The 21,739-nt window shown below is 64.0% G+C and carries 17 protein-coding genes and 1 pseudogene; 3 read left to right on the plus strand and 15 right to left on the minus strand.

Annotated elements, in window-relative coordinates; translation table 11 throughout:
- Nucleotides 1-333: 333 nt before the first annotated feature.
- Entirely contained in the window at nucleotides 334-2,007 is a 1,674-nt protein-coding gene (leuA, locus tag GKC70_RS18990) for a 2-isopropylmalate synthase (protein ID WP_342649575.1), read from the plus strand.
- A 235-nt stretch (nucleotides 2,008-2,242) separates the two neighbouring features.
- Here leuA and GKC70_RS18995 read toward each other — a convergent pair whose 3' ends face one another.
- Genes GKC70_RS18995 through zwf form a run of 3 tightly spaced genes read right to left on the minus strand, consistent with a single transcriptional unit; the run spans nucleotide 2,243 to nucleotide 5,104 of the window.
- Nucleotides 2,243-2,917, minus strand: coding sequence for a bifunctional 4-hydroxy-2-oxoglutarate aldolase/2-dehydro-3-deoxy-phosphogluconate aldolase (locus tag GKC70_RS18995; RefSeq protein WP_039575714.1), 675 nt, complete (start codon nucleotides 2,915-2,917; stop codon nucleotides 2,243-2,245).
- A gap of 17 nt (nucleotides 2,918-2,934) precedes the next feature.
- Nucleotides 2,935-3,648, minus strand: a complete 714-nt coding sequence (gene pgl, locus GKC70_RS19000) for a 6-phosphogluconolactonase (protein WP_342649576.1) — start codon at nucleotides 3,646-3,648, stop codon at nucleotides 2,935-2,937.
- Nucleotides 3,635-5,104 carry a glucose-6-phosphate dehydrogenase gene (gene zwf / locus GKC70_RS19005; protein WP_029613366.1) on the minus strand — a complete coding sequence of 490 codons (1,470 nt, stop codon included), beginning with the start codon at nucleotides 5,102-5,104 and terminating at the stop codon, nucleotides 3,635-3,637. The genes pgl and zwf overlap by 14 nt, the downstream gene beginning before the upstream one ends.
- Before the next feature lie 210 nt (nucleotides 5,105-5,314).
- Here zwf and hexR point away from each other — a divergent pair, with 210 nt between their 5' ends.
- Nucleotides 5,315-6,178, plus strand: coding sequence for a DNA-binding transcriptional regulator HexR (gene hexR, locus GKC70_RS19010; RefSeq protein WP_295484247.1), 864 nt, complete (start codon nucleotides 5,315-5,317; stop codon nucleotides 6,176-6,178).
- Here the strand turns inward: hexR and GKC70_RS19015 are convergent.
- The 11 genes and pseudogenes from GKC70_RS19015 to edd all read right to left on the minus strand — a co-directional run bounded on the left by GKC70_RS19015 (nucleotide 6,171) and on the right by edd (nucleotide 19,370).
- Entirely contained in the window at nucleotides 6,171-7,025 is an 855-nt protein-coding gene (locus GKC70_RS19015; RefSeq protein WP_342649577.1) for a D-hexose-6-phosphate mutarotase, read from the minus strand. The genes hexR and GKC70_RS19015 overlap by 8 nt on opposite strands.
- Nucleotides 7,026-7,140: 115 nt before the next feature.
- Nucleotides 7,141-8,484 (minus strand): carbohydrate porin, encoded by a 1,344-nt coding sequence (locus GKC70_RS19020; protein WP_039575705.1) that lies wholly within the window; start codon nucleotides 8,482-8,484, stop codon nucleotides 7,141-7,143.
- A 40-nt stretch (nucleotides 8,485-8,524) separates the two neighbouring features.
- Nucleotides 8,525-9,679 carry a sn-glycerol-3-phosphate ABC transporter ATP-binding protein UgpC gene (gene ugpC, locus GKC70_RS19025; RefSeq protein ID WP_342649578.1) on the minus strand — a complete coding sequence of 385 codons (1,155 nt, stop codon included), beginning with the start codon at nucleotides 9,677-9,679 and terminating at the stop codon, nucleotides 8,525-8,527.
- Nucleotides 9,680-9,682: 3 nt separating this feature from the next.
- On the minus strand, nucleotides 9,683-10,528 hold the full coding sequence (locus GKC70_RS19030; protein WP_029613367.1) for a carbohydrate ABC transporter permease: 846 nt from the start codon (nucleotides 10,526-10,528) through the stop codon (nucleotides 9,683-9,685).
- Complete coding sequence (locus tag GKC70_RS19035) at nucleotides 10,521-11,429, minus strand: sugar ABC transporter permease (protein ID WP_029613368.1); 909 nt, start codon at nucleotides 11,427-11,429, stop codon at nucleotides 10,521-10,523. The genes GKC70_RS19030 and GKC70_RS19035 overlap by 8 nt, the downstream gene beginning before the upstream one ends.
- A 73-nt stretch (nucleotides 11,430-11,502) precedes the next feature.
- Nucleotides 11,503-12,789: an ABC transporter substrate-binding protein gene (locus GKC70_RS19040; protein WP_342649579.1), complete on the minus strand. Its 1,287-nt coding sequence runs from the start codon at nucleotides 12,787-12,789 to the stop codon at nucleotides 11,503-11,505.
- Between the two features lie 104 nt (nucleotides 12,790-12,893).
- The gene (locus GKC70_RS19045) at nucleotides 12,894-14,150 is read right to left on the minus strand and encodes an AGE family epimerase/isomerase (RefSeq protein ID WP_342649580.1); all 1,257 of its coding nucleotides are present in this window, start codon (nucleotides 14,148-14,150) and stop codon (nucleotides 12,894-12,896) included.
- Between the two features lie 136 nt (nucleotides 14,151-14,286).
- Nucleotides 14,287-15,753: an ATP-binding protein gene (locus GKC70_RS19050; protein ID WP_342649581.1), complete on the minus strand. Its 1,467-nt coding sequence runs from the start codon at nucleotides 15,751-15,753 to the stop codon at nucleotides 14,287-14,289.
- Entirely contained in the window at nucleotides 15,734-16,459 is a 726-nt protein-coding gene (locus tag GKC70_RS19055) for a response regulator transcription factor (RefSeq protein ID WP_029613372.1), read from the minus strand. Before GKC70_RS19055 ends, GKC70_RS19050 begins: the two co-directional genes overlap by 20 nt.
- 132 nt (nucleotides 16,460-16,591) lie before the next feature.
- On the minus strand, nucleotides 16,592-17,548 hold the full coding sequence (locus tag GKC70_RS19060) for a glucokinase (RefSeq protein ID WP_342649582.1): 957 nt from the start codon (nucleotides 17,546-17,548) through the stop codon (nucleotides 16,592-16,594).
- A pseudogene (gene edd, locus GKC70_RS19065) lies at nucleotides 17,545-19,370 on the minus strand (phosphogluconate dehydratase). The gene GKC70_RS19060 and the pseudogene edd overlap by 4 nt, the downstream one beginning before the upstream one ends.
- A gap of 266 nt (nucleotides 19,371-19,636) precedes the next feature.
- Between edd and gap the strand changes: the two are divergent.
- Nucleotides 19,637-20,638, plus strand: coding sequence for a type I glyceraldehyde-3-phosphate dehydrogenase (gap, locus tag GKC70_RS19070; protein WP_029613373.1), 1,002 nt, complete (start codon nucleotides 19,637-19,639; stop codon nucleotides 20,636-20,638).
- 6 nt (nucleotides 20,639-20,644) lie between these two features.
- Here gap and GKC70_RS19075 read toward each other — a convergent pair whose 3' ends face one another.
- On the minus strand, nucleotides 20,645-21,733 hold the full coding sequence (locus GKC70_RS19075) for a DUF3396 domain-containing protein (protein WP_342649583.1): 1,089 nt from the start codon (nucleotides 21,731-21,733) through the stop codon (nucleotides 20,645-20,647).
- Nucleotides 21,734-21,739: the final 6 nt, after the last annotated feature.

A 21,739-nucleotide genomic window follows, 5' to 3' on the forward strand; every position in this document is an offset into this window, starting at 1 on the left:
TCTGACACTCTCCCCGCTCAACAAAACCGAGTTGCGCCATCCAAAAATACTGCGCAACAATCAAAAAGTCTTTATTACAATTCAGCTATTGAATCTCGCAAGAAGGGTTTTTTTAAGCATTCCTCTCAATTTTTTCCCGCCGCTTGCCAACCCCCATGCCACTGGTTAGGGTTGAGGGCATGAAAACCGCCAACACCCTCATTCTGCTCCGCCAACACCGCAGCCTTTGCCTGGTCAGTGCACGACTACCTGGCTAAACCGCATCGCCCCGCCGCGTCATCTCGTCACCGCTTGGCAGGCCCGATCAGGCCGCACATTTAAAGGATTGCTCCAATGACCATGCTCAAAGACCCTTCCAAGAAGTACCGCGCCTTCCCCACCATCGACCTGCCCGACCGCACCTGGCCTTCGCAAACCCTCACCCAGGCGCCAATCTGGTGCAGCTCCGACCTGCGTGACGGCAACCAGTCGCTGATCGAACCGATGGATGCGGAAAAGAAGCTGCGCTTCTGGAAGACCTTGGTGCAGGTCGGTGTGAAAGAAATCGAAGCGGCCTTCCCCTCGGCCTCGCAGACCGATTTCGACTTCGTGCGCACCCTGATCGAAGATGGCCACATCCCCGACGACACCACCATCCAGGTGCTCACCCAGGCCCGCGAAGACCTGATCGCACGTACCTTCGAGTCCCTGCGCGGGGCCAAGAAAGCCATTGTTCACCTGTATAACGCCACTTGTCCGTCATTCCGCCGCATCGTCTTCAACCAGGACAAGCAAGGCGTGAAGGACATCGCGGTGAACGCCGCCAAGCTGTTCGTCAAGTACGCCGCCCAGCAGCCAGACACCCAGTGGACCTTCCAGTATTCCCCGGAAACCTTCAGCGCCACTGAAATGGCGTTCGCCAAGGAAGTGTGCGATGCGGTGATCGAGGTGTGGAACCCGACGCCGGAACACAAGATCATCCTCAACCTGCCAGCCACCGTCGAAGTGGCCACGCCGAACGTCTACGCCGACCAGATCGAATGGTTCTGCCGCCACGTCAACCGTCGCGACAGCGTCATCATCAGCCTGCACACCCATAACGACCGTGGCACCGGCATCGCCGCCACCGAGCTGGGCTTGATGGCCGGCGCCGACCGCGCCGAGGGCTGCCTGTTCGGCAACGGCGAGCGCACCGGCAACGTCGACTTGGTTACCCTGGCGCTGAACCTGTACACCCAGGGCATCGACCCGAAACTGGACTTCTCCGACATCGACGGCGTGCGCAAGGTCGTCGAAGAGTGCAACCAACTGCCCGTGCACCCACGTCATCCGTATGTGGGCGACCTCGTGCACACCGCCTTCTCCGGCTCCCACCAGGACGCCATCCGCAAAGGCTTCACCCAGCAGAAGGACGGTGAGTTGTGGGAAGTGCCGTACCTGCCGATCGACCCGGCCGACATCGGCCGCAGCTACGAGGCGGTGATCCGCGTCAACAGCCAGTCCGGCAAAGGCGGCATCACTTACCTGCTGGAGCAGGAATACGGCATCAGCCTGCCGCGTCGCATGCAGATCGAATTCAGCCAAGTGGTGCAAGGCGAGACCGATCGCCTGGGCCTGGAAATGACCGCTCAGCAGATCTACAGCCTGCTGCACAAAGAGTACCTGCAAGCCAACGCACCCTACGCGCTGGTCAGCCATCGCCTGCAGGAAGAGAACGGCAGCAGCGCCGTGGAAGTGGAAGTGGCCGGTGAGGGCGAAACCACCCTGCACTGGCGCGGCAAGGGCAACGGCGCCCTGGAAGCCTTGGTCGCCGGCCTGCCGGTCGCGGTCGAGATCATGGACTACAACGAGCACGCCATCGGTGCCGGCACCAACGCCAAGGCCGCAGCCTACATCGAACTGCGCGTGGCCGGCGGTCGTCCGGTGCATGGCGTGGGTATCGACGAGAACATCACCACGGCCAGCTTCAAGGCCCTGTTCAGCGCCCTGAACCGCTCACTGAGCCAGCAGTCTGCCAAAGCGGCCTGATTGCCAGCGCTCTACCCGAAGAGCCCGCCTCGCAAGACGCGGGCTTTTTGTTGTGCGCAGGACAGTCGCTCGTGCGCAGCAGACCGCCTCCCCCAGCAGAAACTGGCGTCATAGGTCTGAGCACGACAGCGGCTGGTCTCGCAATTCAAGGTCGCCTGATCGTCGAATCACAGGCAAAAAAAAGGGGCGCCGACCAAGCGCCCCACAAGCCGTACAGCACACAACGAAATTCGTATCAGCCCAGCAACGCCATGGCCTCGGCGCTGCACGCCTCGATCCGCGCCCAGTCGCCGCTCTTGACCCAACTGCTGTCGAGCATCCAGGTGCCGCCAACGCACATCACGTTCGGCAAGGCCATGTAGCTGCGGGCATTGGCCGGATTGACGCCGCCGGTAGGGCAAAAACGGATGTCGCCGAACGGGCCGCCATAGGCCTTGATCGCGGCGACGCCACCGACTACTTCTGCCGGGAACAGTTTGAAGCGGCGATAGCCCAGCGCGTAACCGGCCATGATTTCCGATGGCGTGCTGATGCCTGGCAGCAGCGGGATGTCGCTGCGAACACCGGCCTCGAGCACCTCAGCCGTGATGCCCGGCGTCACCACGAACTGCGCGCCCGCGGCTTCGACGGCGGCGAACATCGCCGGGTCGAGCACGGTGCCAGCACCGATACACAGCTCGGGGCGCTGTTCGCGCAGCACGCGGATGGCCTTCAAGCCGTGCTCGGAGCGCAAGGTCACCTCCAAGGTGCGAATGCCACCGGCGGCCAGCGCGTCGGCCAACGGCAGGATGTCCTGCTCGCGGGCGATGGTGATCACCGGCAGGATGCGCGCCTGGGCGCAGATCTGGTCGATGCGGGCGGCTTTTTCGGCCATCGAGCGCAGCGGTTGGGGGCGTTCAAGGGTGGTCATGACAGTGGATCCTTGGCTCATGGGCACCAGTAGATGTCCAGGGGGTCGTGAAGAAAGGCGCGAATCGGCATCTGCGCGGCATCATTGGCGGCCAATGCAGCGCGTAGGGCGGCGAGCTTACCCGGGCCTTGCACCGACAAGGCAGTGAATGCGGCGCTGGACAGCAGCACGCGGGTCATCGACAGGCGCTGGTGCGGCACGCTTGGCGCCAGCATCGGCAGGCAGCGACGGCTGGCGCCAGGGTCCAGGCCCTCGGCCAGGTGCGGACTGTCCGGGAACAGCGAAGCGGTATGGCCATCATCGCCCATGCCCAGGATCAGCACGTCGATGGGCGGCAACTCGGCCAATGCCTGGTCCGCCGCTTCTGCTGCGGCCTCAAGGTTGTCGCCGCGCTGGTAAAGGCCGAGGAAACGAGCCTTGGCCGCCGCGCCCTTGAACAGGTGACGGGCCAGCAGCCCGGCATTGCTGTCGGCATGCTCGACCGGCACCCAGCGCTCGTCGGCCAGCGATACCGTGACCTTCGACCAATCCAGCGAGGTGCTGGAAAGCTGCTCCAGGAACGCTACGGGGCTGCGCCCACCGGACACCACCAGGCACGCCTGGCCCTTGGCGGCCACGGCCGAAGACAGCCGCTCGGCCACATCGGCGGCCAACGCCGCCGCCAGCCGCTTGCTGTCGGCCAGTTCATGGACCTTCACGTTGCTCGGCAGTCGCAGTTCAGATATCGCCATACCAGGCTCTCCCATCGCGAGTGATCAGTGCAATCGAGCTCATCGGGCCCCAGGACCCTGCCGCATAAGGCTTGGGCGCATCGCCAGCGTTCTTCCAGCCGGCGATCAACTGGTCGCACCAGGTCCAGGCGTACTCGATCTCGTCCTTGCGCACGAACAGGTTCTGGTTGCCGCGCATCACTTCGAGCAACAAACGCTCGTAGGCATCCGGAATCCGCGCGCTGCGCCAGGTGTCGGAAAAATTCAGTTGAAGTGGGCCACTGCGCAGGTGCATGCCCTTGTCCAGCCCCTGCTCCTTGGTCATCACCCGCAGCGAGATGCCTTCGTCCGGTTGCAAGCGGATGATCAGCTTGTTGCCGATCTGCAGACGCTGCTCCGGCGCGAAGATGTAGTGCGGGGTTTCCTTGAAGTGGATGACGATCTGCGACAGTTTCTGCGGCATGCGCTTGCCGGTACGCAGATAGAACGGCACGCCGGACCAGCGCCAGTTGCGGATATCGGCACGCAGGGCGACGAAGGTTTCAGTGTCGCTCTGGGCATTGGCATTGTCTTCTTCCAGGTAACCAGGCACCGGCTTGCCGTCGCTGTAGCCGGCAATGTACTGGCCGCGCACCACCCGGGTGCTCAGCCCGTCGCCGGTGATCGGCGCCAGCGCCTTGAGCACCTTGACCTTCTCGTCGCGGATGCTGTCGGCCGACAGGTCGCTGGGCGGGTCCATGGCGATCAGGCACAGCAGTTGCAAAAGGTGATTCTGGATCATGTCGCGCAACTGGCCAGCCTTGTCGAAGTAGCCCCAGCGGCCTTCGATACCGACTTTCTCGGCCACGGTGATCTCCACGTGGGAGATGGAATTCTGGTTCCACTGGGTTTCGAACAGACTGTTGGCAAAACGCAGGGCGATCAGGTTCTGGACCGTTTCCTTGCCCAGGTAATGGTCGATGCGATAGACCCGGCTCTCGGGGAAGAAGCGCGCCACGGCGTCGTTGACCCGGCGCGAGGACTCCAGGTCATGGCCGATGGGTTTTTCCAGCACCACGCGGGTGCGCTCGGCCAAGCCGACCTTGTCGAGGTTTTCGCAGATGGCGCCATACACCGCTGCGGCCGTGGCGAAATAGGCGATCAGCGGCAGGCCCTCGCCGGCCTGCTCGGCCAGCGCGGTATAGCCCTCGGCCTGGACGAAATCCAGGTGCAGGTAACTCAGGCGCGCGATGAAGCGCTGCAAGGTCTGGGGGTCGATATCGGCATCCGGCACGAAGCGCCGCAACTGGGCTTCGATGGTCGCCAGGTGATCGTCGGCGCTGCCCGGCTCACGGGCCAAGGCCAGCAGGCGCGTGTCGGCGTGCAGCAGGCCGGCGCGGTCGAGCTGATAGAGGGCAGGAAACAGCTTGCGCAACGCCAGGTCGCCGAGGGCGCCGAATAGAGCGAAAGTGCAAGGTTCTACGCTAATGGCCGCCATGATGTTGGTTCTTTTATTAAAGTGGACGTAGGAATACCGTTTTCAGGCGTACTTTTCAAGAAGGATGTAGTAAAAACAACAACATTACCCCTAAGTGGTACAGACGTGTGGTATGACACACCCACCCTCAGTACGATAGACAACCCTGCAACATGCCGGCAGTTCCCGTAGCCGGCCGCGTTTCCGACCCAAGGACAACCCATGGACCGTGTGCGAAACCTCCTGGAGCAGATCCAGGGACGCCTCGACGAGCTGAATAAGGCCGAACGCAAAGTCGCCGAGGTCATCCTCCTCAACCCGCAGCAGGCCACGCGCTTCAGCATCGCCGCCCTGGCCCAGGCGGCCAAGGTCAGCGAACCGACCGTCAACCGTTTCTGCCGCTCCTTCGGCGTCAGCGGCTATCCCGAACTCAAGCTGCAACTGGCACAGAGCCTGGCCAGCGGCGCGGCTTACGTGAGCCGCGCGGTGGAAGCCGACGACGACCCGGCCGCCTACACCCAGAAGATCTTCGCCAGCGCCATCGCCTCGCTCGACAGCGCGTGCCAGCAGATCGATCCGCAGCAGGTCAGCCGCGCCGTGGACATGATGATCCAGGCGCGCCAGATCCACTTCTTCGGCCTCGGCGCCTCGGCCCCGGTGGCCATGGACGCGCAGCACAAATTCTTCCGCTTCAACCTGGCCGTGTCGGCCCACCCCGATGTGCTGATGCAGCGCATGCTGGCATCGGTCGCGCACACCGGTGACCTGTTCGTGATCATCTCCTACACCGGACGCACCCGCGAGCTGGTGGAAGTAGCCCGCCAGGCTCGGGAAAACGGCGCCTCGGTACTGGGCATCACCGCCGCCGGTTCGCCGCTGGCCAGCGCCTGCAGCCTGAGCCTGCACTTGCCGCTGCCGGAAGACACCGACATCTATATGCCCATGACTTCACGCATCATCCAGCTGACCGTGCTCGACGTCCTGGCCACCGGCATGACCCTGCGCCGGGGCTCGGACTTCCAGCCGCACCTGCGCAAGATCAAGGAAAGCCTCAACGCCAGCCGCTACCCCGCCGAGGACAACGAGCTCAACTGAGCCGATGGGCCTGCAGCGTCAACTGTGCGCGCTGCCCGGGCGCCAGTCTCAGCCCCTCAGCGCTGCCGCTGGCGGCCTCGACGCAGACGAAACCCTGGCTCTCGCGACCGCTAACCCCCATCAGCGGCCGATTGCCGGGATGCCAGACCACGGTGTCGTCGCTGTCGCTGGTGTCGATGTACAGCTCGCGCTCCCAGGCCGGGTCGTGCAACTGCACCTTCGGCGTGCCCGGATACACCTTCTGGCAGCCCCCGTTGAGGGTCAGCGCGCCTTCTTCGCGGCAGGCCTGACGGTTGAGCCGGTCATAGCCGTCGATGTCCTCAAGACCCGACAAGGCGATCTGCGACACGTCGCTGATGCGCCAGAACGCCAGCAGGGCATGGCTCAACTGGCACGGCTCGCTGTCCTGGTGCTCGGTGCTCAAGCGCAGTTCCATGCTCGCACCCAGCCGCGCATGCAGGTCCACCTGCCAGTCGCACAGGTCCAGACGCCAGGTGAGACTCACCCCCTGCTCGTCCTCGCAACTGTCCAGCAGCTTCCAGTCCAGCAGCCGCCCCCAGCCGTGGGCCGGCCACAAGTCCTCGCTGGGATGACGGCCATACCACGGCCAGCACACCGGTACCCCGCCCCGAATCGCACCCACCTGCGGCCACTGCTCGGCGCACCACAACCACGGCTTCTCACCGGTCGGCTGGAAGTGCAACAACTGCGCCCCCTGGCGACTGAACACTGCCTGGCAGCGAGGATGATCGATGATCAAGACATCGCGCTGCTGGTGACGCTCCCACTCGAAAACCGGTCTCGGCCGTTGCGAGGTGAAGAAGCGCTGGAGCGGATGTTCGGACATTTCAGAGACACTCTTGTTGTTGAGACAGCGCTATCTCAGCCCTGGAAAAAACATCCACTGCCAGGCAGTGGATGTCGGGATGAGAGGCGATGGCGTAAATTTACAACAATCGGTCTCAGAATGACGACTGAATCTTCAGGCCGGCAACCAGTGCGTTGTCGACTTCGTCCACGCCGCCCGGACGCTTGATGTACTGCAGGTTCGGGCGCACGGTCAGCCAGTTGGTGACGTGGAAGCCGTAGTACAACTCAGCGTTGTACTCGGTGCGCTGCAGCGGCAGGAAGGCCGGGTTGTCATAATCGTCGATGCCGTTGAAGGCATTGATCTGCTCGGCGCGCTTCTTCACATCGTCGTTGACATGGATGCGGGCGATGCCGAAGCCGATGTCATCCTTGGGCCGTGCATCGAAGGCGCCTTTGTAGACCATGCCCACTTGTTGGTAGTTGTCGACCACGTTGGTGGCCTTGTCGTGCACGGTGAAGTTGGCGAACAGGTTCAGGCCGCGACTGGCGTCGCCGTTGTGCGCGGTGACCTGCTGCTGGGCCACCACCCACCAGCCATGCTTGCTGGAATGCGACTTGAAGTCGGTGCCCGAGATGCCCTGCGGGTTGCCATTGATGTCCTTGTACACGTCGGTGGCGTCGGCGGTGCTGTAGTAGTAGCCCAGGCGGTACTCGCCCGGCAGGCCGTTGACCTTCGGCGACCAGACCATCTCCACCGGCAGGATCGCGCCCTTGGTGCCACTGCCGCTGAGCTTGAAGCCGTTGCCGGTCTCCAGGTTCGAAGGGTTCTGCTCGAAGGCGCCGACCTGAACGAAGAACTCTGGGGTGATGTTGTACTTCACGCGCAGGGCCCACTGGCTTACCGGCCAGTTGTACCAGATGCCGCCCACCCAGTTGCCTACCTGCGAGCCGCAGAACGCCAGGTTCTGGAAGTCGCAGGGGAAACTGTTGAAGTCCTCGCCCGGACCGTAGCGGCCGAATTTGACGTCCAGCGCGCCATCGAAGTACTTCTGCTTGACCCACATCTGGGTCAGGCGCCAGGTCTGGCCACGGCCCCAGACTTCCTGCACCGAGCTGAACTGCCCGGCGCGTGGATCGCTGATGCGGTCGTTGGACAGATTGCGCCCGCTGCGCTCGGTGATCGCCAGCTTGAACTCGGCGTCGTGCCAGCCCAGGATCTTCTGCAGGTCCAGGTGCGCGCCGAGGGCGAACTGGTCGCTGTAGCGCGCGGTCTTGTCGTGGTTGTAGCCACCGCGCAGGTTGCCGGCCACCTCGCCGACATAATCCACGCTGAAGTCATAGCCTTTTTCCAGCAACTCGGTGCGCGTGCCGCCCCAGTCGCCGGTCATCCATTTCGAGTCGCTGGAAAACGCCTCGGCGGCGTGCGCGCCGGTGCTGCCGAACAGGGCAAGCAGGGTCAGCGATCCCAGGGCCTTGATACGTTTGCGATGTTCCATCCGTTGGTTCCTCTTTTCTTGTTATCGATGGGGGTGTACTTCAGCGGCCTTTGAAACGCGCGACGTTGTCCTTGATCGTCGCGTCGGTCGCCGGCAGATCCAGGCGCTCACCGGTGCCTGCGTCGAACAGCAGGACCCGCGCCGGGTCGAACTGCAGGTTGAGGCTGTCACCGACACGGCAGGCGACATCCGGCGCCAGTCGGCAGCAGACCTTGGTCTGGTTGAGGGTGACGAACACCAGCAGGTCCGGGCCGGTGGGCTCGAGTACCTGCACCTCGGCGCGCACGGCCGGCAGGCCATTGCCCTCGGAGGCGCCCAAGGCGATCTGTTCAGGTCGTACGCCGAGAATCACCTCGCGTCCTTCCAGCCCATCGCCGTGCACGCCCAACGGCAGTTCGCAGCGGGCCTGGCCGCTGTCGAGCTGGGCGAACAAGCGACCGTCCTGGCGGCTCAGATGCACCGGAATGAAGTTCATCGGCGGCGAACCGATGAAACTGGCGACGAACAGGTTCGCCGGATCGTTGTAGATCTGCTGCGGGGTGCCGAATTGCTGGATGATGCCGTCCTTCATCACCGCCACCTTGTCGCCCAGGGTCATGGCCTCGATCTGGTCGTGGGTCACGTACACCGTGGTGGTCTTCAGGCGCTGGTGCATCAGTTTCATTTCGGTGCGCATCTCGACCCGCAGCTTGGCGTCGAGGTTGGACAGCGGCTCGTCGAACAGGTAGATCTTCGGTCGCCGCGCCAGCGCCCGGCCCATGGCCACGCGTTGCTGCTGACCACCGGACAACTGGCTCGGCTTGCGCGTGAGCAGGTGCTCGATCTGCAGCAGCTTGGCCACCCGCGCCACCTCTTCGTCGATGGCGGCCTGGGGCATCTTGCGAATCTTCAGGCCGAACTCGATGTTCTCGCGCACGCTCATGGTCGGGTACAGCGCATAGGACTGAAACACCATGGCAATGTCCCGGTCCTTGGGACTCATGCCACTGACGTCCTCGCCATCGATCAGGATCGCACCGCCGGTGATCTGCTCGAGCCCGGCGATGCAGTTCATCAGCGTCGACTTGCCGCAGCCGGAAGGGCCGACCAGGATCAGGAACTCTCCGTCGCCGATGGCGAGTTGGATGTCCTTGAGGGTATCCGGCAGGCCGCTGCCGTAGGTCTTGTTTACATTGCGAAGTTCGAGCGTTGCCATGACTTACCCCTTGACTGCGCCGGCGGTCAGGCCGCGCACGAAATACTTACCCGCCACCACGTAGACCAGCAGCGTCGGCAGCGCGGCGATCATCGCGGCGGCCATGTCGACGTTGTATTCCTTGGCGCCGGTGCTGGTGTTGACCAGGTTGTTCAAGGCCACGGTGATCGGCTGCGAGTCGCCGCTGGAGAACACCACGCCGAACAGGAAATCGTTCCAGATCTGGGTGAACTGCCAGATCAGGCAGACCATGATGATCGGCGTCGACATCGGCAGGATGATGCGCCGGAAAATGGTGAAGAACCCGGCGCCATCCAGGCGCGCCGCCTTGACCAGCGCCTCGGGAATGCTCACGTAGTAGTTGCGGAAGAACAGTGTGGTGAAGGCCAGTCCGTAAACCACATGCACCAGCACCAGACCTGACGTGGTGCTGGCCAGGCCTAGCTTGCCGAGGGTGAACGAGGCTGGCAGCAGCACGGTCTGGAACGGCAGGAAGCAGCCGAACAGCAGCAGACCGAAGAACAGCTGCGAGCCGCGAAAGCGCCACATCGACAGCACGTAGCCGTTCAGCGCGCCGATGGTGGTGGAAATCAGCACGGCCGGCACGGTGATCAGGATCGAGTTGAGAAAGTAGCCATTGACCGTGGCCCAGGCCTTGGTCCAGCCAATGGCCGTGAACATCTGCGGCCAGCTCAACAGGTTGCCGGTGCTGATGTCTTCCGGGGTCTTGAAGCTGGTCAACAGCATGACCACCAGCGGCACCAGGTACAGCAGCACGGCCACCAGCAGCACCGCGTGGATGGCCACGCGCCCCAGGCTCAGGCCGGGTTTGGCGACGACGTCAGTCATGGCGTTTGCTCCGCAGCTCGGAATACAGGTAAGGCACGAGGATCGCGAGGATCGCCCCGAGCATCAGGATCGCGCTGGCCGAGCCCATGCCCATCTGCCCACGGCTGAAGGTGAACGAGTACATGAACATCGCCGGCAGGTCGGAGGAGTAGCCCGGACCGCCAGCGGTCATGGCCGCCACCAGGTCGAAACTCTTGATGGCGATGTGCGAGAGGATCATCAGCGAGCTGAAGAACACCGGGCGCAGACTCGGCAGCACCACGGACCAATAGATGCGCGGCAGGCTCGCGCCATCGATCTGCGCGGCGCGGATGATCGAGGGGTCGACGCCGCGCAGGCCAGCGAGAAACATCGCCATGATGAAGCCCGACGCTTGCCATACCGCCGCGATCACCAGGCAGTACACCACCCGGTCAGGGTCGATCAGCCAGTCGAAGCGGAAACCGTCCCAGCCCCAGTCGCGCAGCAGCTTGTCCAGGCCCATGCCTGGGTTGAGCAGCCATTTCCAGGCGGTGCCGGTGACGATCATCGACAGCGCCATGGGATACAGGTAGATGGTGCGGATCATGCCCTCGCGGCGGATGCGCTGGTCGAGAAATACCGCCAGCAGCACACCGATCACCAGGGTGACGCCGATGAACAGGCCACCGAACACCAGCAGGTTCTTGCTCGCCACCCACCAGCGGTCGTTGTCGAACAGCCGCATGTACTGGGCCAGGCCCGCCCATTTGTAGGTGGGCAGGAAGGTCGAGGTGGTGAACGAGAGAACGAAGGTCCACAGGATGTAGCCGTAGAAACCCACCAGCACGATGAACATGCTCGGCGCCAGCACCAGCTTGGGTAGCCAGCGCTGCAACGCGTCCAGGGGTGAGGCCCGCAGGCGGGCGGTGGTCGTGGTCATGGAAGGGATACCCCGATGGAAGAAAGCACACACGCTGCAGGCGCGGCGGCTGGCCGCGCCTGCACAGCCTCAGCTATTGGGCAGACTTGATCGCTGCCGCCAGCTTCTTCGCCGCGTCGGCCGGCTCGGCTTTCGGGTCGTTCATGTAGTTGGTGATGACATCGAAGAAGGCGCCCTGCACGGCGAGCGTGGTCGCCATGTTGTGCGCCATGCTCGGCTGCAGTCCACCGGACTTGGCATCGGCCAGGAAGTCCTTGGCAGCGGTCTGCGCGCAGCTGTCGAAGCCGAACGTGTCCATGTGCTCGAGCATGTCGTTACGCACGGGGATCGAGCCCTTGTTGATGCTGAAGGTCTTCTGGAAGTCCTCGCCCAGCACCTTGCGCGCGATGTCTTTCTGGCCCTCGGCGGTGCCTTTGTCCTTCTGCTTGAACACCGCCAGCGAGTCGATGTTGTACAGGAAACCATTGCCAGTACCGGGGAAAGGCACGCACTGGTAGTCCTTGCCCGCGACCTTCTTGGCCAGGGTCCACTCGCTTTTGGCCCAATCGCCCATCATCTGCATGCCGGCCTTGCCGTTGATGACCTTGGCCGCTTCCAGGTTCCAGTCCTGGCCCTTGCCGTCCGGGTCCATGTAGCTGGCGACTTTCTTGAGTTCGGTGAGCGCCTTGATCATCTCAGGGCCGGTGAGGGTCTTCTCGTCGAGGTCGACCATCGCCTTCTTGTAGCCGTCCGCGCCCATCACGGCGAACACGACGGTCTCGAACACGGTGCTGTCCTGCCACGGCTGGCCACCGTGGGCCAGGGGAATGAAGCCTGCGGCCTTGAGCTTGTCGGCGGCGGCGTAGAACTCTTCGAGGGTCTTGGGCGGCTGTTCGATGCCGGCCTTCTTGAACACTTCGGGGTTGATCCACAGCCAGTTGATGCGGTGGATGTTGACCGGAACGGCCACGTAGTCACCGTCGTACTTGACGGTGTCGGCGACCTTCTTGTCGAGCAGGCTGTCCCACTTTTCTTCCTTGGCCACATCCTTGAGCACGTCGGTGTCGAGCAGACCCGTAGACGCCCATTCCTGGATGTCGGGGCCTTTGATCTGGGCGACGCCGGGCGGATTGCCGGCCATGGCGCGGCTCTTGAGCACGGTCATGGCCGTGGCGCCACCGCCACCGGCGACCGCGCCGTCCTTCCAGGTGAAACCGTCCTGCTCGACCTGGGCCTTGAGGACATCGACGGCGGCCTTTTCACCGCCCGACGTCCACCAGTGAACCACCTCCACACTCCCTTTGGAGTCGGCGGCCTGGGCACTGAGCGGCAGAAGCGAGGCGAGGGAAATAGCGGCGGCGAGACAGAGCTTGGAATTCATTGGAGTACCTTTCTTCTTGTTATGCAGTGCAAGACTGGCGCTTGCGTTGCATCGATTCTAGAGAGCGAGGCCGCCCCGTCAGGTAACGAAGCGATGCCTGAATGTCATCGTTTGGTGACATTCGCCTGGGCCAGGGCTGTGGCCAGGCTTGGCGCCAGGGCCAGGCGCGGCAGCAGCACGGCCTGATAGGCATGGTACAGGTCCGGTTTTCCGCCCCAGATGCTTGCGCCAGGGCGGTTCTGCGGATCCAGCTCATGGTGCCAGCTTCCGTGGACCAGATCGATGAAATGCATCGCGATGAAATCCCAGAAGCGGCGATACCACTGCTCATAGTCGGTTTGTCCGGTACGGCGCAGCAGCGCGGCGGCGGTGGCGCAGGCTTCGGCGTGCACCCAGTGCAGACGCGCGCGCACCACCGGGCGATTGTGCCAGTCGAGGGTGTAGACCAGCCCTGGCGCACCATCGACGTTCCAGGCGTGGCGGCAGGCCCCGGCGAACAGTGACCGGGCAGCCTCGCACAGCCAGGCCGGCACTTGCAGCCCGGCCCGCTGGCGCGATGCCTCCAGGTGCAGCAGCAGGCGTGCCCATTCGAAGGCATGGCCCGGCGTGCTGCCGAAGGGCCGGAAGCCGTCGGCGGGGTTTTCGCGGTTGTAGTCCGGCAGCGGCTGCCAGTGGGCATCGAAGTGCTCGACCACCACGAAGTCGTGAGCCGCGGCGTGATGCTGGATCAGCCGCTCGGCGATGCGCAGGGCGCGATCCAGCCAGCGGGTCTGGCCGGTGACATCGGCCAGGGCGAGAAACGCTTCGGTGGCGTGCATGTTGCTGTTGGCGCCCCGATACGCCTCGGCCTGCGACCAGTCCTCGGCGAAGGATTCGCACAGTGCGCCCTCCTCCTCGCGCCAGAAGTGCGCCTCGATCACCGCGATGGCATCGTCCAGCAAGGGCCGGGCACCGGCAGCACCGGCCACCACCGCCGAACTGGCGGCCAAGGCGACGAAGGCGTGCAGGTAGGCGGTCTTGCTGCGCTCGCCCTGCTCCCGCGCATCGATGTACCAGCCGTCATGGCGCGCATCGCGCAGCGGGCCATCGAGCAACTCGGCCACGCCGTGGGCGACCAGCGGCAGGCAACCGGGAATGCCCTGCACGTGGGCCATGGCGAAGCAGTGGATCATGCGGGTGGTGTTCAGGGTATCGGCCATCGCTGCGCCGGGCAGCGCACCGCGGGCATCGAGGCCGGCGAAGCCACCGGGCAGGCGCGAGGCCTTGGCGAAGCTTACCAGACGCTGGCCTTCGCCCAGCAGCCAAGCCTGGTGGGCCGGCGAATCGAGCCAGCGGCCGGTGGGAAAATCGAGGCTGTCCATCAGCGGCGTGGTCCTTGCCAAGGACAGGCCGGGTGCCTGTCGTCAGCGGATTCTAGCCAGCCCTCTGCGCGAGCATGTCACGAAGGCCAGCGCGAATGTCACCAAGTCGTGACATCCACGCCTGGCCCCTCTCAGCTCACTCCATCAGCCGCGGCAGGCACAGCGTCACCCGCAGCCCGCCTTCGCGCAGGTTCAGCAGGCTCACCTCGCCGCCGTGGCTGTGGGCGATGTTGCGGGCGATGCCCAGGCCCAGGCCATAGCCCTGCTGCTGCGCCGCCAGGCGAAAGTGCGGCTCGAATACCTGTTCCAGGCGCTGCTCCGGCACGCCCGGGCCCTGGTCGTCGACCTGCAACACGAAAGCCTCCGGGCCGTCGATGATCCGCAGGTGCGCGCGCTCGCCGTACTTGATGGCGTTATCGATGAGGTTGCCGATGCAGCGGCGCAGCGCCAGTGGCTTGCCCTGATAGGGCGCCAGCACTTTTCCCTCGACGGTGACGCGTCCGTCGCGCAGGTAGGGTTCGGCAAGAATCTCCAGCACCTGGTTGAGGTCGACCGGCTCGATGTTCTCGTGAATGTCGGTGTCCTTGACGCACTGCAGCGCCCCCTTGACCAGCAGCTCCAGCTCGTCGAGGTCACGGCTGAACTTGGCCTGCAACGCCTCGTCCTCGAGCAGCTCGACACGCAGGCGTAGGCGGGTAATTGGCGTACGCAGGTCGTGGGAGATGGCGCTGAACAACTGCGAGCGTTCGGTCAGGTAACGGCTGATGCGCTCGCGCATGGCGTTGAACGCCCGCCCCACTTCCACCACTTCGCTGCCTCCCGCCTCGGCCACCGGCGGCACGTCGGCGCCCAGCGACATCTCCCGGGCGGTACGTGCCAGGCGCTTGAGCGGCAGGCTCTGCCAGTGCACCAGCAAGCCGATGAACAGCAGCAGCAAGGCGGTGGTCAGGACGATGAAACCGATCTGCTGACGCGGCAGGCCCTGGGGTTCGAGCCCCGTGTAGGGCTCGGGCAGCAACGAGGCGATGTACAGCCACTCGCCCTCGTCCAGGCGAATCTGGGTCACCAGCACCGGTGGATTCAGCGGTTCCAGGGTCAAGGCGTAGTGCGCCCAGGAGCGCGGCAGCTCATCGAGCTTCAGACCGCTGTTGAAGATGCGCAGGTCATCGGGGCTGACGAATTCGACGGAGATTTCCATGCCCTGGCCCAGGCGCTCATGCAGCACCTCGCTCACCACTTCGATCACCGCCTGCTTGCGCGAGGTGACGGGCAGCACCGACATGTCCAGCGGTTTGTCGTTGAGCGAAACGAAGAAACGCGTGCCGCCCATGCTGCGCAGTTGATCGAGCACCATCGGCCGGTAGGCCACCGGCAAGGAGCGGAAATAGCTGACGCTGGCGCTCATGGAATGGGCCAGGCTGTTGGCGCTGGCGCGCAGCCCCTGCACCTGGCTGGCGCGCAGTTGGGCCAGCCAGATCAGGCTCGACAGGCCTTGGGCGATCAGTACCACCAGCAAGGTGAGCAGCAGCATGCGTCCCAGCAACGAGCGCGGCAGCAGGCGCCAGCGGCGCTCGACGCCCTGTTCAGCCGGCACAGCAGACATTCGCCGCGAGCAGGTAGCCACTGCCGCGTACGGTGCGAATCAGCCGTGGCGGTTTGTCGGTGTCGCGCAGCCGTTGGCGCAGGCGGCTCACTGCCATGTCGACGATGCGGTCCAAGGGCATCGGTTCACGGCCACGGGTGGCATTGCCGATGGTGTCGCGGTCGAGGATCTGCTGGGGATGATCGAGAAACAGCTTGAGCAGGGCGAAGTCGGCACCGGAGAGAATCACCTCCTCGCCGTCTCGGTGGAACAGCCGGTGACTGACCGTGTCCAGGCGCCAGTCGTCGAAGGCCAGCACTGCGCTGGCGGGGCTCGCCGTGGTGAAGTCGCAGCGGCGCAGCAAGGCCTTGATCCGCGCTTGCAGCTCGCGCGGGCTGAACGGCTTGCCTAGGTAGTCGTCGGCGCCGAGCTCCAGGCCGATGATGCGGTCGGCCTCATCGGAACTGGCGGTCAGCATGATGATCGGCACCCGCGACTGGCGTGGATGCTGACGCACCCAGCGGCACAGGCTGAAGCCGTCTTCGTCGGGCAGCATCACGTCGAGGATCAGCAGGTCGTAGTTCCCGGCCTCCAAGGCACGGCGAAAACCCTGTCCGTCGGGTTCGGCCTGCACCTGCAAGCCGCAGCGGCTGAGGTAGGTTTGCAACAGCTCGCGAATATCCTGGTCGTCGTCGACCATGAGGATGGTCTTACCGGCAGTGCTCACAATGGAATCCCTTTGGTGGGGGCAGGTCTTGGTGCCTGCTGGGGGCATTGTATAAGCGCTGAAGCGGGCGCGGGGCAAGTCCATGCGGTGTTGCGCCGCCAAGGACCGCCCCGCGCGATGGGGTTCACGGCATCAGTGGGCGAGCACCTGCTGCAACGCGACGCCGGCGCCGAGAAGCCCCGAGAACTCGGCTGTCACCAGCCACACCGGTACGCCGGGGAAGTAGCCGCTCATGCAGCCTTTGTCGGCGAAACTGGTGGCGAAGCCGCTGCGCAGGAACAGCTCGACGAAGCGCGGGATCACGCCGCCGACGATGTACACGCCGCCCCGCGCGCCCAGGGTCAGCACATTGTTGCCAGCCACCCGGCCGAGGAAGCGCGAAAACTGCTCGATCACCGCCAGCGCACGCGGCTCGCCGCCCAGCGCCGCCTCGGTGATCTGCGCCGGGGTCTTGTGCTGCGCCGCGGCGCCGTCCAGCGCGCAGATCGCCTGGTACAGGCGCACCAGCCCGCCACCGCTGAGCACGGTTTCGGCACTGACGTGACCGATCTGACCCTGGATGTGCTGGTGGATCGCAGCCTCACGGGCGTTGCCCACCGGCAGGTCGACGTGGCCGCCCTCGCCCGGCAACGCCATCCAGTGCTTGTTCAGGTTGAGCAAGGTGCCCACCCCCAGGCCAGTGCCCGGTCCGATGATGAGCGCCGGACGCGCCTGATCGGCCTGGCCCGGACACACCTCGACGAACTCGCCCGGTTTGAGCCGGGTCATGCCCAGGGCCATGGCGGAAAAGTCGTTGAGCAGCAGCAGGCGCTGAACCTGCAGGGTGTTGCAGAACGCCGTGCGGTTCAGCCGCCAATGGTTGTTGGTGAAGCGAAAGTCGTCGCCGTCCACCGGCCCAGCCACCGACAGGCAGACATCCGACACGCCGCCACAGGCGATGCCCTGCTCGTGCAGATAGGCCTCGATAGCCTGCTCGGGGCTGGAATAATCCGCCGTGGCCAACACCTGCACCGCGTGCAGGCCGTTGTCGCGCCACAGGGCAAAGCGTGCGTTGGTCCCACCAATGTCGCCGACCAGCAAGGCCTTCATTTGAATCGCTCCAAAGCCGAGGTAAAGGCGCTGGCGCCCTGCTCTGCCGGGCTGAATGCCATGCGCATGAAGCCGAACAGCTCGCGGCCGCAGCCCAGGTCATTGCCCTGGGGTGCTTCAGGCTGATCGCGCCCGGCCAGTTCTTCGGCCGAGATCATCAGTTGCAGCGTACCTTCGACACCGTCGACGCGCACGATATCACCGTCGCGCACCTTTGCCAGCGGGCCGCCATCGAAGGCTTCCGGGCAGACGTGGATCGCTGCCGGGATCTTGCCTGAGGCGCCGGACATGCGCCCGTCGGTGACCAGCGCGACCTTGTAGCCACGGTCCTGCAGCACCCCGAGGAACGGCGTGAGCTTGTGCAGCTCGGGCATGCCATTGCAGCGCGGGCCCTGGAAGCGCACCACGGCGACGAAATCACGCTCCAGTTCGCCGGCCTTGAAGGCATCGGCCAGCGACTGCTGGTCGTGGAAAATGCGCGCGGGCGCTTCGACCACCTGGTGCTCCGGGGCAACGGCGGAGACTTTCATCACGCCACGGCCAAGGTTGCCCTCCATGACCCGCAGCCCGCCCTCGGCCGAGAACGGCCGTGCCACCGGGCGCAGGATGCTTTCATCCAAACTCTGCAACGGACCCTCGCGCCAGACCAGCTTGCCGTCCTCCAGGAACGGCTCCTGGGTGTAGCGACGCAGACCATGTCCGGCCACGGTATTGACGTCCTCGTGCAGCAGCCCGGCATCGAGCAACTCGCGGATCAGCAAGCTCATGCCGCCGGCCGCCTGGAAGTGGTTGATGTCGGCCTTGCCGTTGGGGTACACGTGCGACAGGGTCGGCACCACCTCGGACAGGTCGGCCATGTCCTGCCAGGTGAGCTGGATACCCGCGGCCTGGGCGATAGCTGGAATGTGCAGGGTGTGGTTGGTCGACCCCCGGTGGCATGCAGCGCGACGATGGAATTGACCAGCGCCTTCTCGTCGACGATTTCGCCCAAGGGCATGAAGTTGCCGCTGGCCTTGGTCATGCGCGTGACCTGCTGCGCCGCCTCGGCGGTGAGGGCATCGCGCAGCGGCGTGTAGGGGTTCACGAACGAGGCGCCCGGCAGGTGCAGGCCCATCACCTCCATGACCAGTTGGTTGGTGTTGGCGGTGCCGTAGAAGGTGCAGGTGCCGGGACTGTGGTAGGACTTCATCTCCGATTCCAGCAGTTCTTCGCGGCTGGCCTTGCCCTCGGCATAGCGCTGGCGCACGTCGGCCTTTTCCTTGTTGGAAATGCCCGAGGGCATCGGCCCGCCTGGCACGAAGACGGTCGGCAGATGACCGAAGCGCAGCGCGCCCATCATCAGCCCAGGCACGATCTTGTCGCAGATGCCGAGCATCAGCGCGGCATCGAACATGTTGTGGGAAAGGGCGATGGCCGTGGACATGGCGATCACTTCGCGGCTGGCGATCGCCAGCTCCATGCCTGGCTCGCCCTGGGTGACGCCGTCGCACATGGCCGGAACGCCACCGGCGAACTGACCGACCGAGCCGATTTCGCGCAGGGCCTGTTTGATCTGTTCAGGGAAATGCTGGTAGGGCTGGTGCGCCGAGAGCATGTCGTTGTAGGCCGAGACGATGGCGACGTTGGCCGCGTTCATCATCTTCAGACTCTGCTTGTCCTGACTGCCGCAGCCGGCCACGCCGTGGGCGAAGTTGGCGCATTGCAGGCTGGCGCGCATCGGTCCTTCGCTGGCCGCGCCGCGAATGAGCTGAAGGTAGCGTTCACGGGTGGCACGGCTGCGTTCGGTCAGCCGGGCGGTGACCTCGAGGATGCGCGGATGCATGTACTGAACTCCAGGCTAGGGTAAGGGCGATCTGAACCGATCTCGGCGCTGGCGGCCATTGCCACCTAGGCTCAAGGCAGGGGCGAAAGGCTCGCCGGGACGCCCGGCTCGATCACTCGTTGTAGATTTACAAAAATATTGCCACTAAAAATGCTTGTTTTCTATCAGGGAGTGAATAATCTTGTAATTCCTATAACAAAACCGTTTCAGTGAGGCTGTCGCGTCTTTGTGCCACAAGCTTCACCCGAACTGCCAGAGGTAATGCCATGACCCTTCGCATCGCGATCAACGGATTCGGCCGCATCGGACGCAACGTCCTTCGCGCACTCTATACCCAAGGCTACCGCCAGGACCTGCAGGTCGTCGCCATCAACGACCTGGGCGACAGCGCCATGAACGCCCACCTGCTCAAGTACGACAGCGTTCACGGCACCTTCGACGCCAGTGTCGAGGCCGACCACGAAAGCATCACGGTCAACGGCGACCGCATCAGCGTGAGCGCCATCCGCAACCCTGCCGAACTGCCCTGGAAGGCCGAAGCCATCGACGTCGTGTTCGAATGCACGGGGCTGTTCACCGAACGCGAAAAAGCCGCTGCGCACCTGAGCGCAGGCGCCGGCAAGGTCATCATCTCGGCACCGGCCAAGGGCGTGGATGCCACCGTGGTGTATGGCGTCAACCACGACGTGTTGCGCGCCTCGCACCAGATCATCTCCAACGCGTCGTGCACCACCAACTGCCTGGCGCCGATCGCCCAGGTGCTGCAGCGTGAGTTCGGCATCGAACAGGGCTTGATGACCACTATCCACGCCTACACCAACGATCAGGTACTCACCGACGTTTACCACAGCGATCCGTACCGCGCGCGTTCGGCCACCCAATCGATGATTCCGAGCAAGACCGGCGCCGCCGAGGCCGTGGGCCTGGTGCTGCCGGAGCTGGCAGGCAAGCTCACCGGCATGGCCGTGCGGGTGCCGGTGATCAACGTGTCGCTGGTGGACCTGACCGTCAACCTCAAGCGCGAGGTCTCGGCCGACGACGTCAACGCGCTGTTCCTGGAAGCCAGTCGCCATTCGCGGGTGCTGGGTTACAACAACCTGCCGCTGGTGTCGTGCGACTTCAACCACAACCCGCTGTCGTCGATCTTCGACGCCAACCACACTCGCGCCAACGGGCGCATGCTCAAGGTGCTGGCTTGGTACGACAACGAATGGGGCTTCTCCAACCGCATGCTCGACAACTGCCTGGCACTGTTCAACGCGCGCTGAGCCGCATCACGGGCTGGCACTCAGGCTGTTAGACGCGTCCAAGGCTGGCTCGCGGTCGAGCAGCTTGCTGCGCCAGGCGGGAATGGCGGCATCGTCCACATCCAGGCGTTTCAGCCATTGGTCAGCGGCCCAGCCCACCAGCCGCAATTCGCCATCGTGGGAGCCGCCGTGCAGCGGGCCGACGGTTTCACAGCGGATGCTTTTCAACAGGTGGTTGAGCAAGACGTAAGGCGCCGGGCGCGGGTCTTCGGCGTCGCCGGCCAGGTAGGGGTAGGCGCCGGATTGGATGATCGATCCGGCACCGTAGTCATAGAAGGCGAAGTGACTCGGCGGCAATTGCGCGCGCAGCGCCGAGACGCCTCCGGCGCGCTCCAGACGTGCATGGTCGAGCACGGTTAGCCAACTGACGGTTTTGATGCTGACCGGCTCGAACCCTGGGGTCGTCGTCAACAGAGCGGCCGTGCCGGCGTCCAGCCCCGGCATACGTTCGGCCATGAACGCTTCGGTGGGTTGATTGGCGTCGCGGCGCGTTGGGGAAAGGTTGTAGGCGTGTCCTGCGTGGCCGTGTTCGGGTGCGAGTCGACGGCAGAAAGAAAGGAATAAATCCAAAAATACCAGGGGATGATATTCCTGGAAAAGTAATGGAACAGAGAACTCTAAAACACTGAGATCGTCCCCCATCTTCGCTTGCCAACCACGCTTTCCAAATATCTTGAAAAGCCACGAGCCTGCATCAACTTCCCTGACGCCGCTGGTGTAGCAAAAACTGAGATGGTCATCCTCATCCATCACGCTCATCATCTCCCTTAGAGACACAGAGTTAGCATAGGGGGTCAAAGACTCCCCGCTCGCCACTCCCTCCCGCCACAACCAATTCACGTGCAGCTCGGCATACTTTCTGAAGGCGTCGAAACATTGACAAATTGCTTCACGCACAATGATCGTATGTGCCTGTTTAAAATAAAGAGTGCCTCGCAAGCAAAGTACAGCGCCCACATAGTCTTGACGACCATGCCCCATCAACAAATGGCCTGGTATTTCCAGTAGATGGGAGTGTTTTACGAGTTGCTCAGCGAGCTTGAAGTCTGACTTCACCAGTGT

It is taken from the genome of Pseudomonas sp. REB1044 (genome assembly GCF_038813925.1).
In the GTDB taxonomy this organism is placed as follows: Bacteria; Pseudomonadota; Gammaproteobacteria; order Pseudomonadales; family Pseudomonadaceae; genus Aquipseudomonas; species Aquipseudomonas boreofloridensis.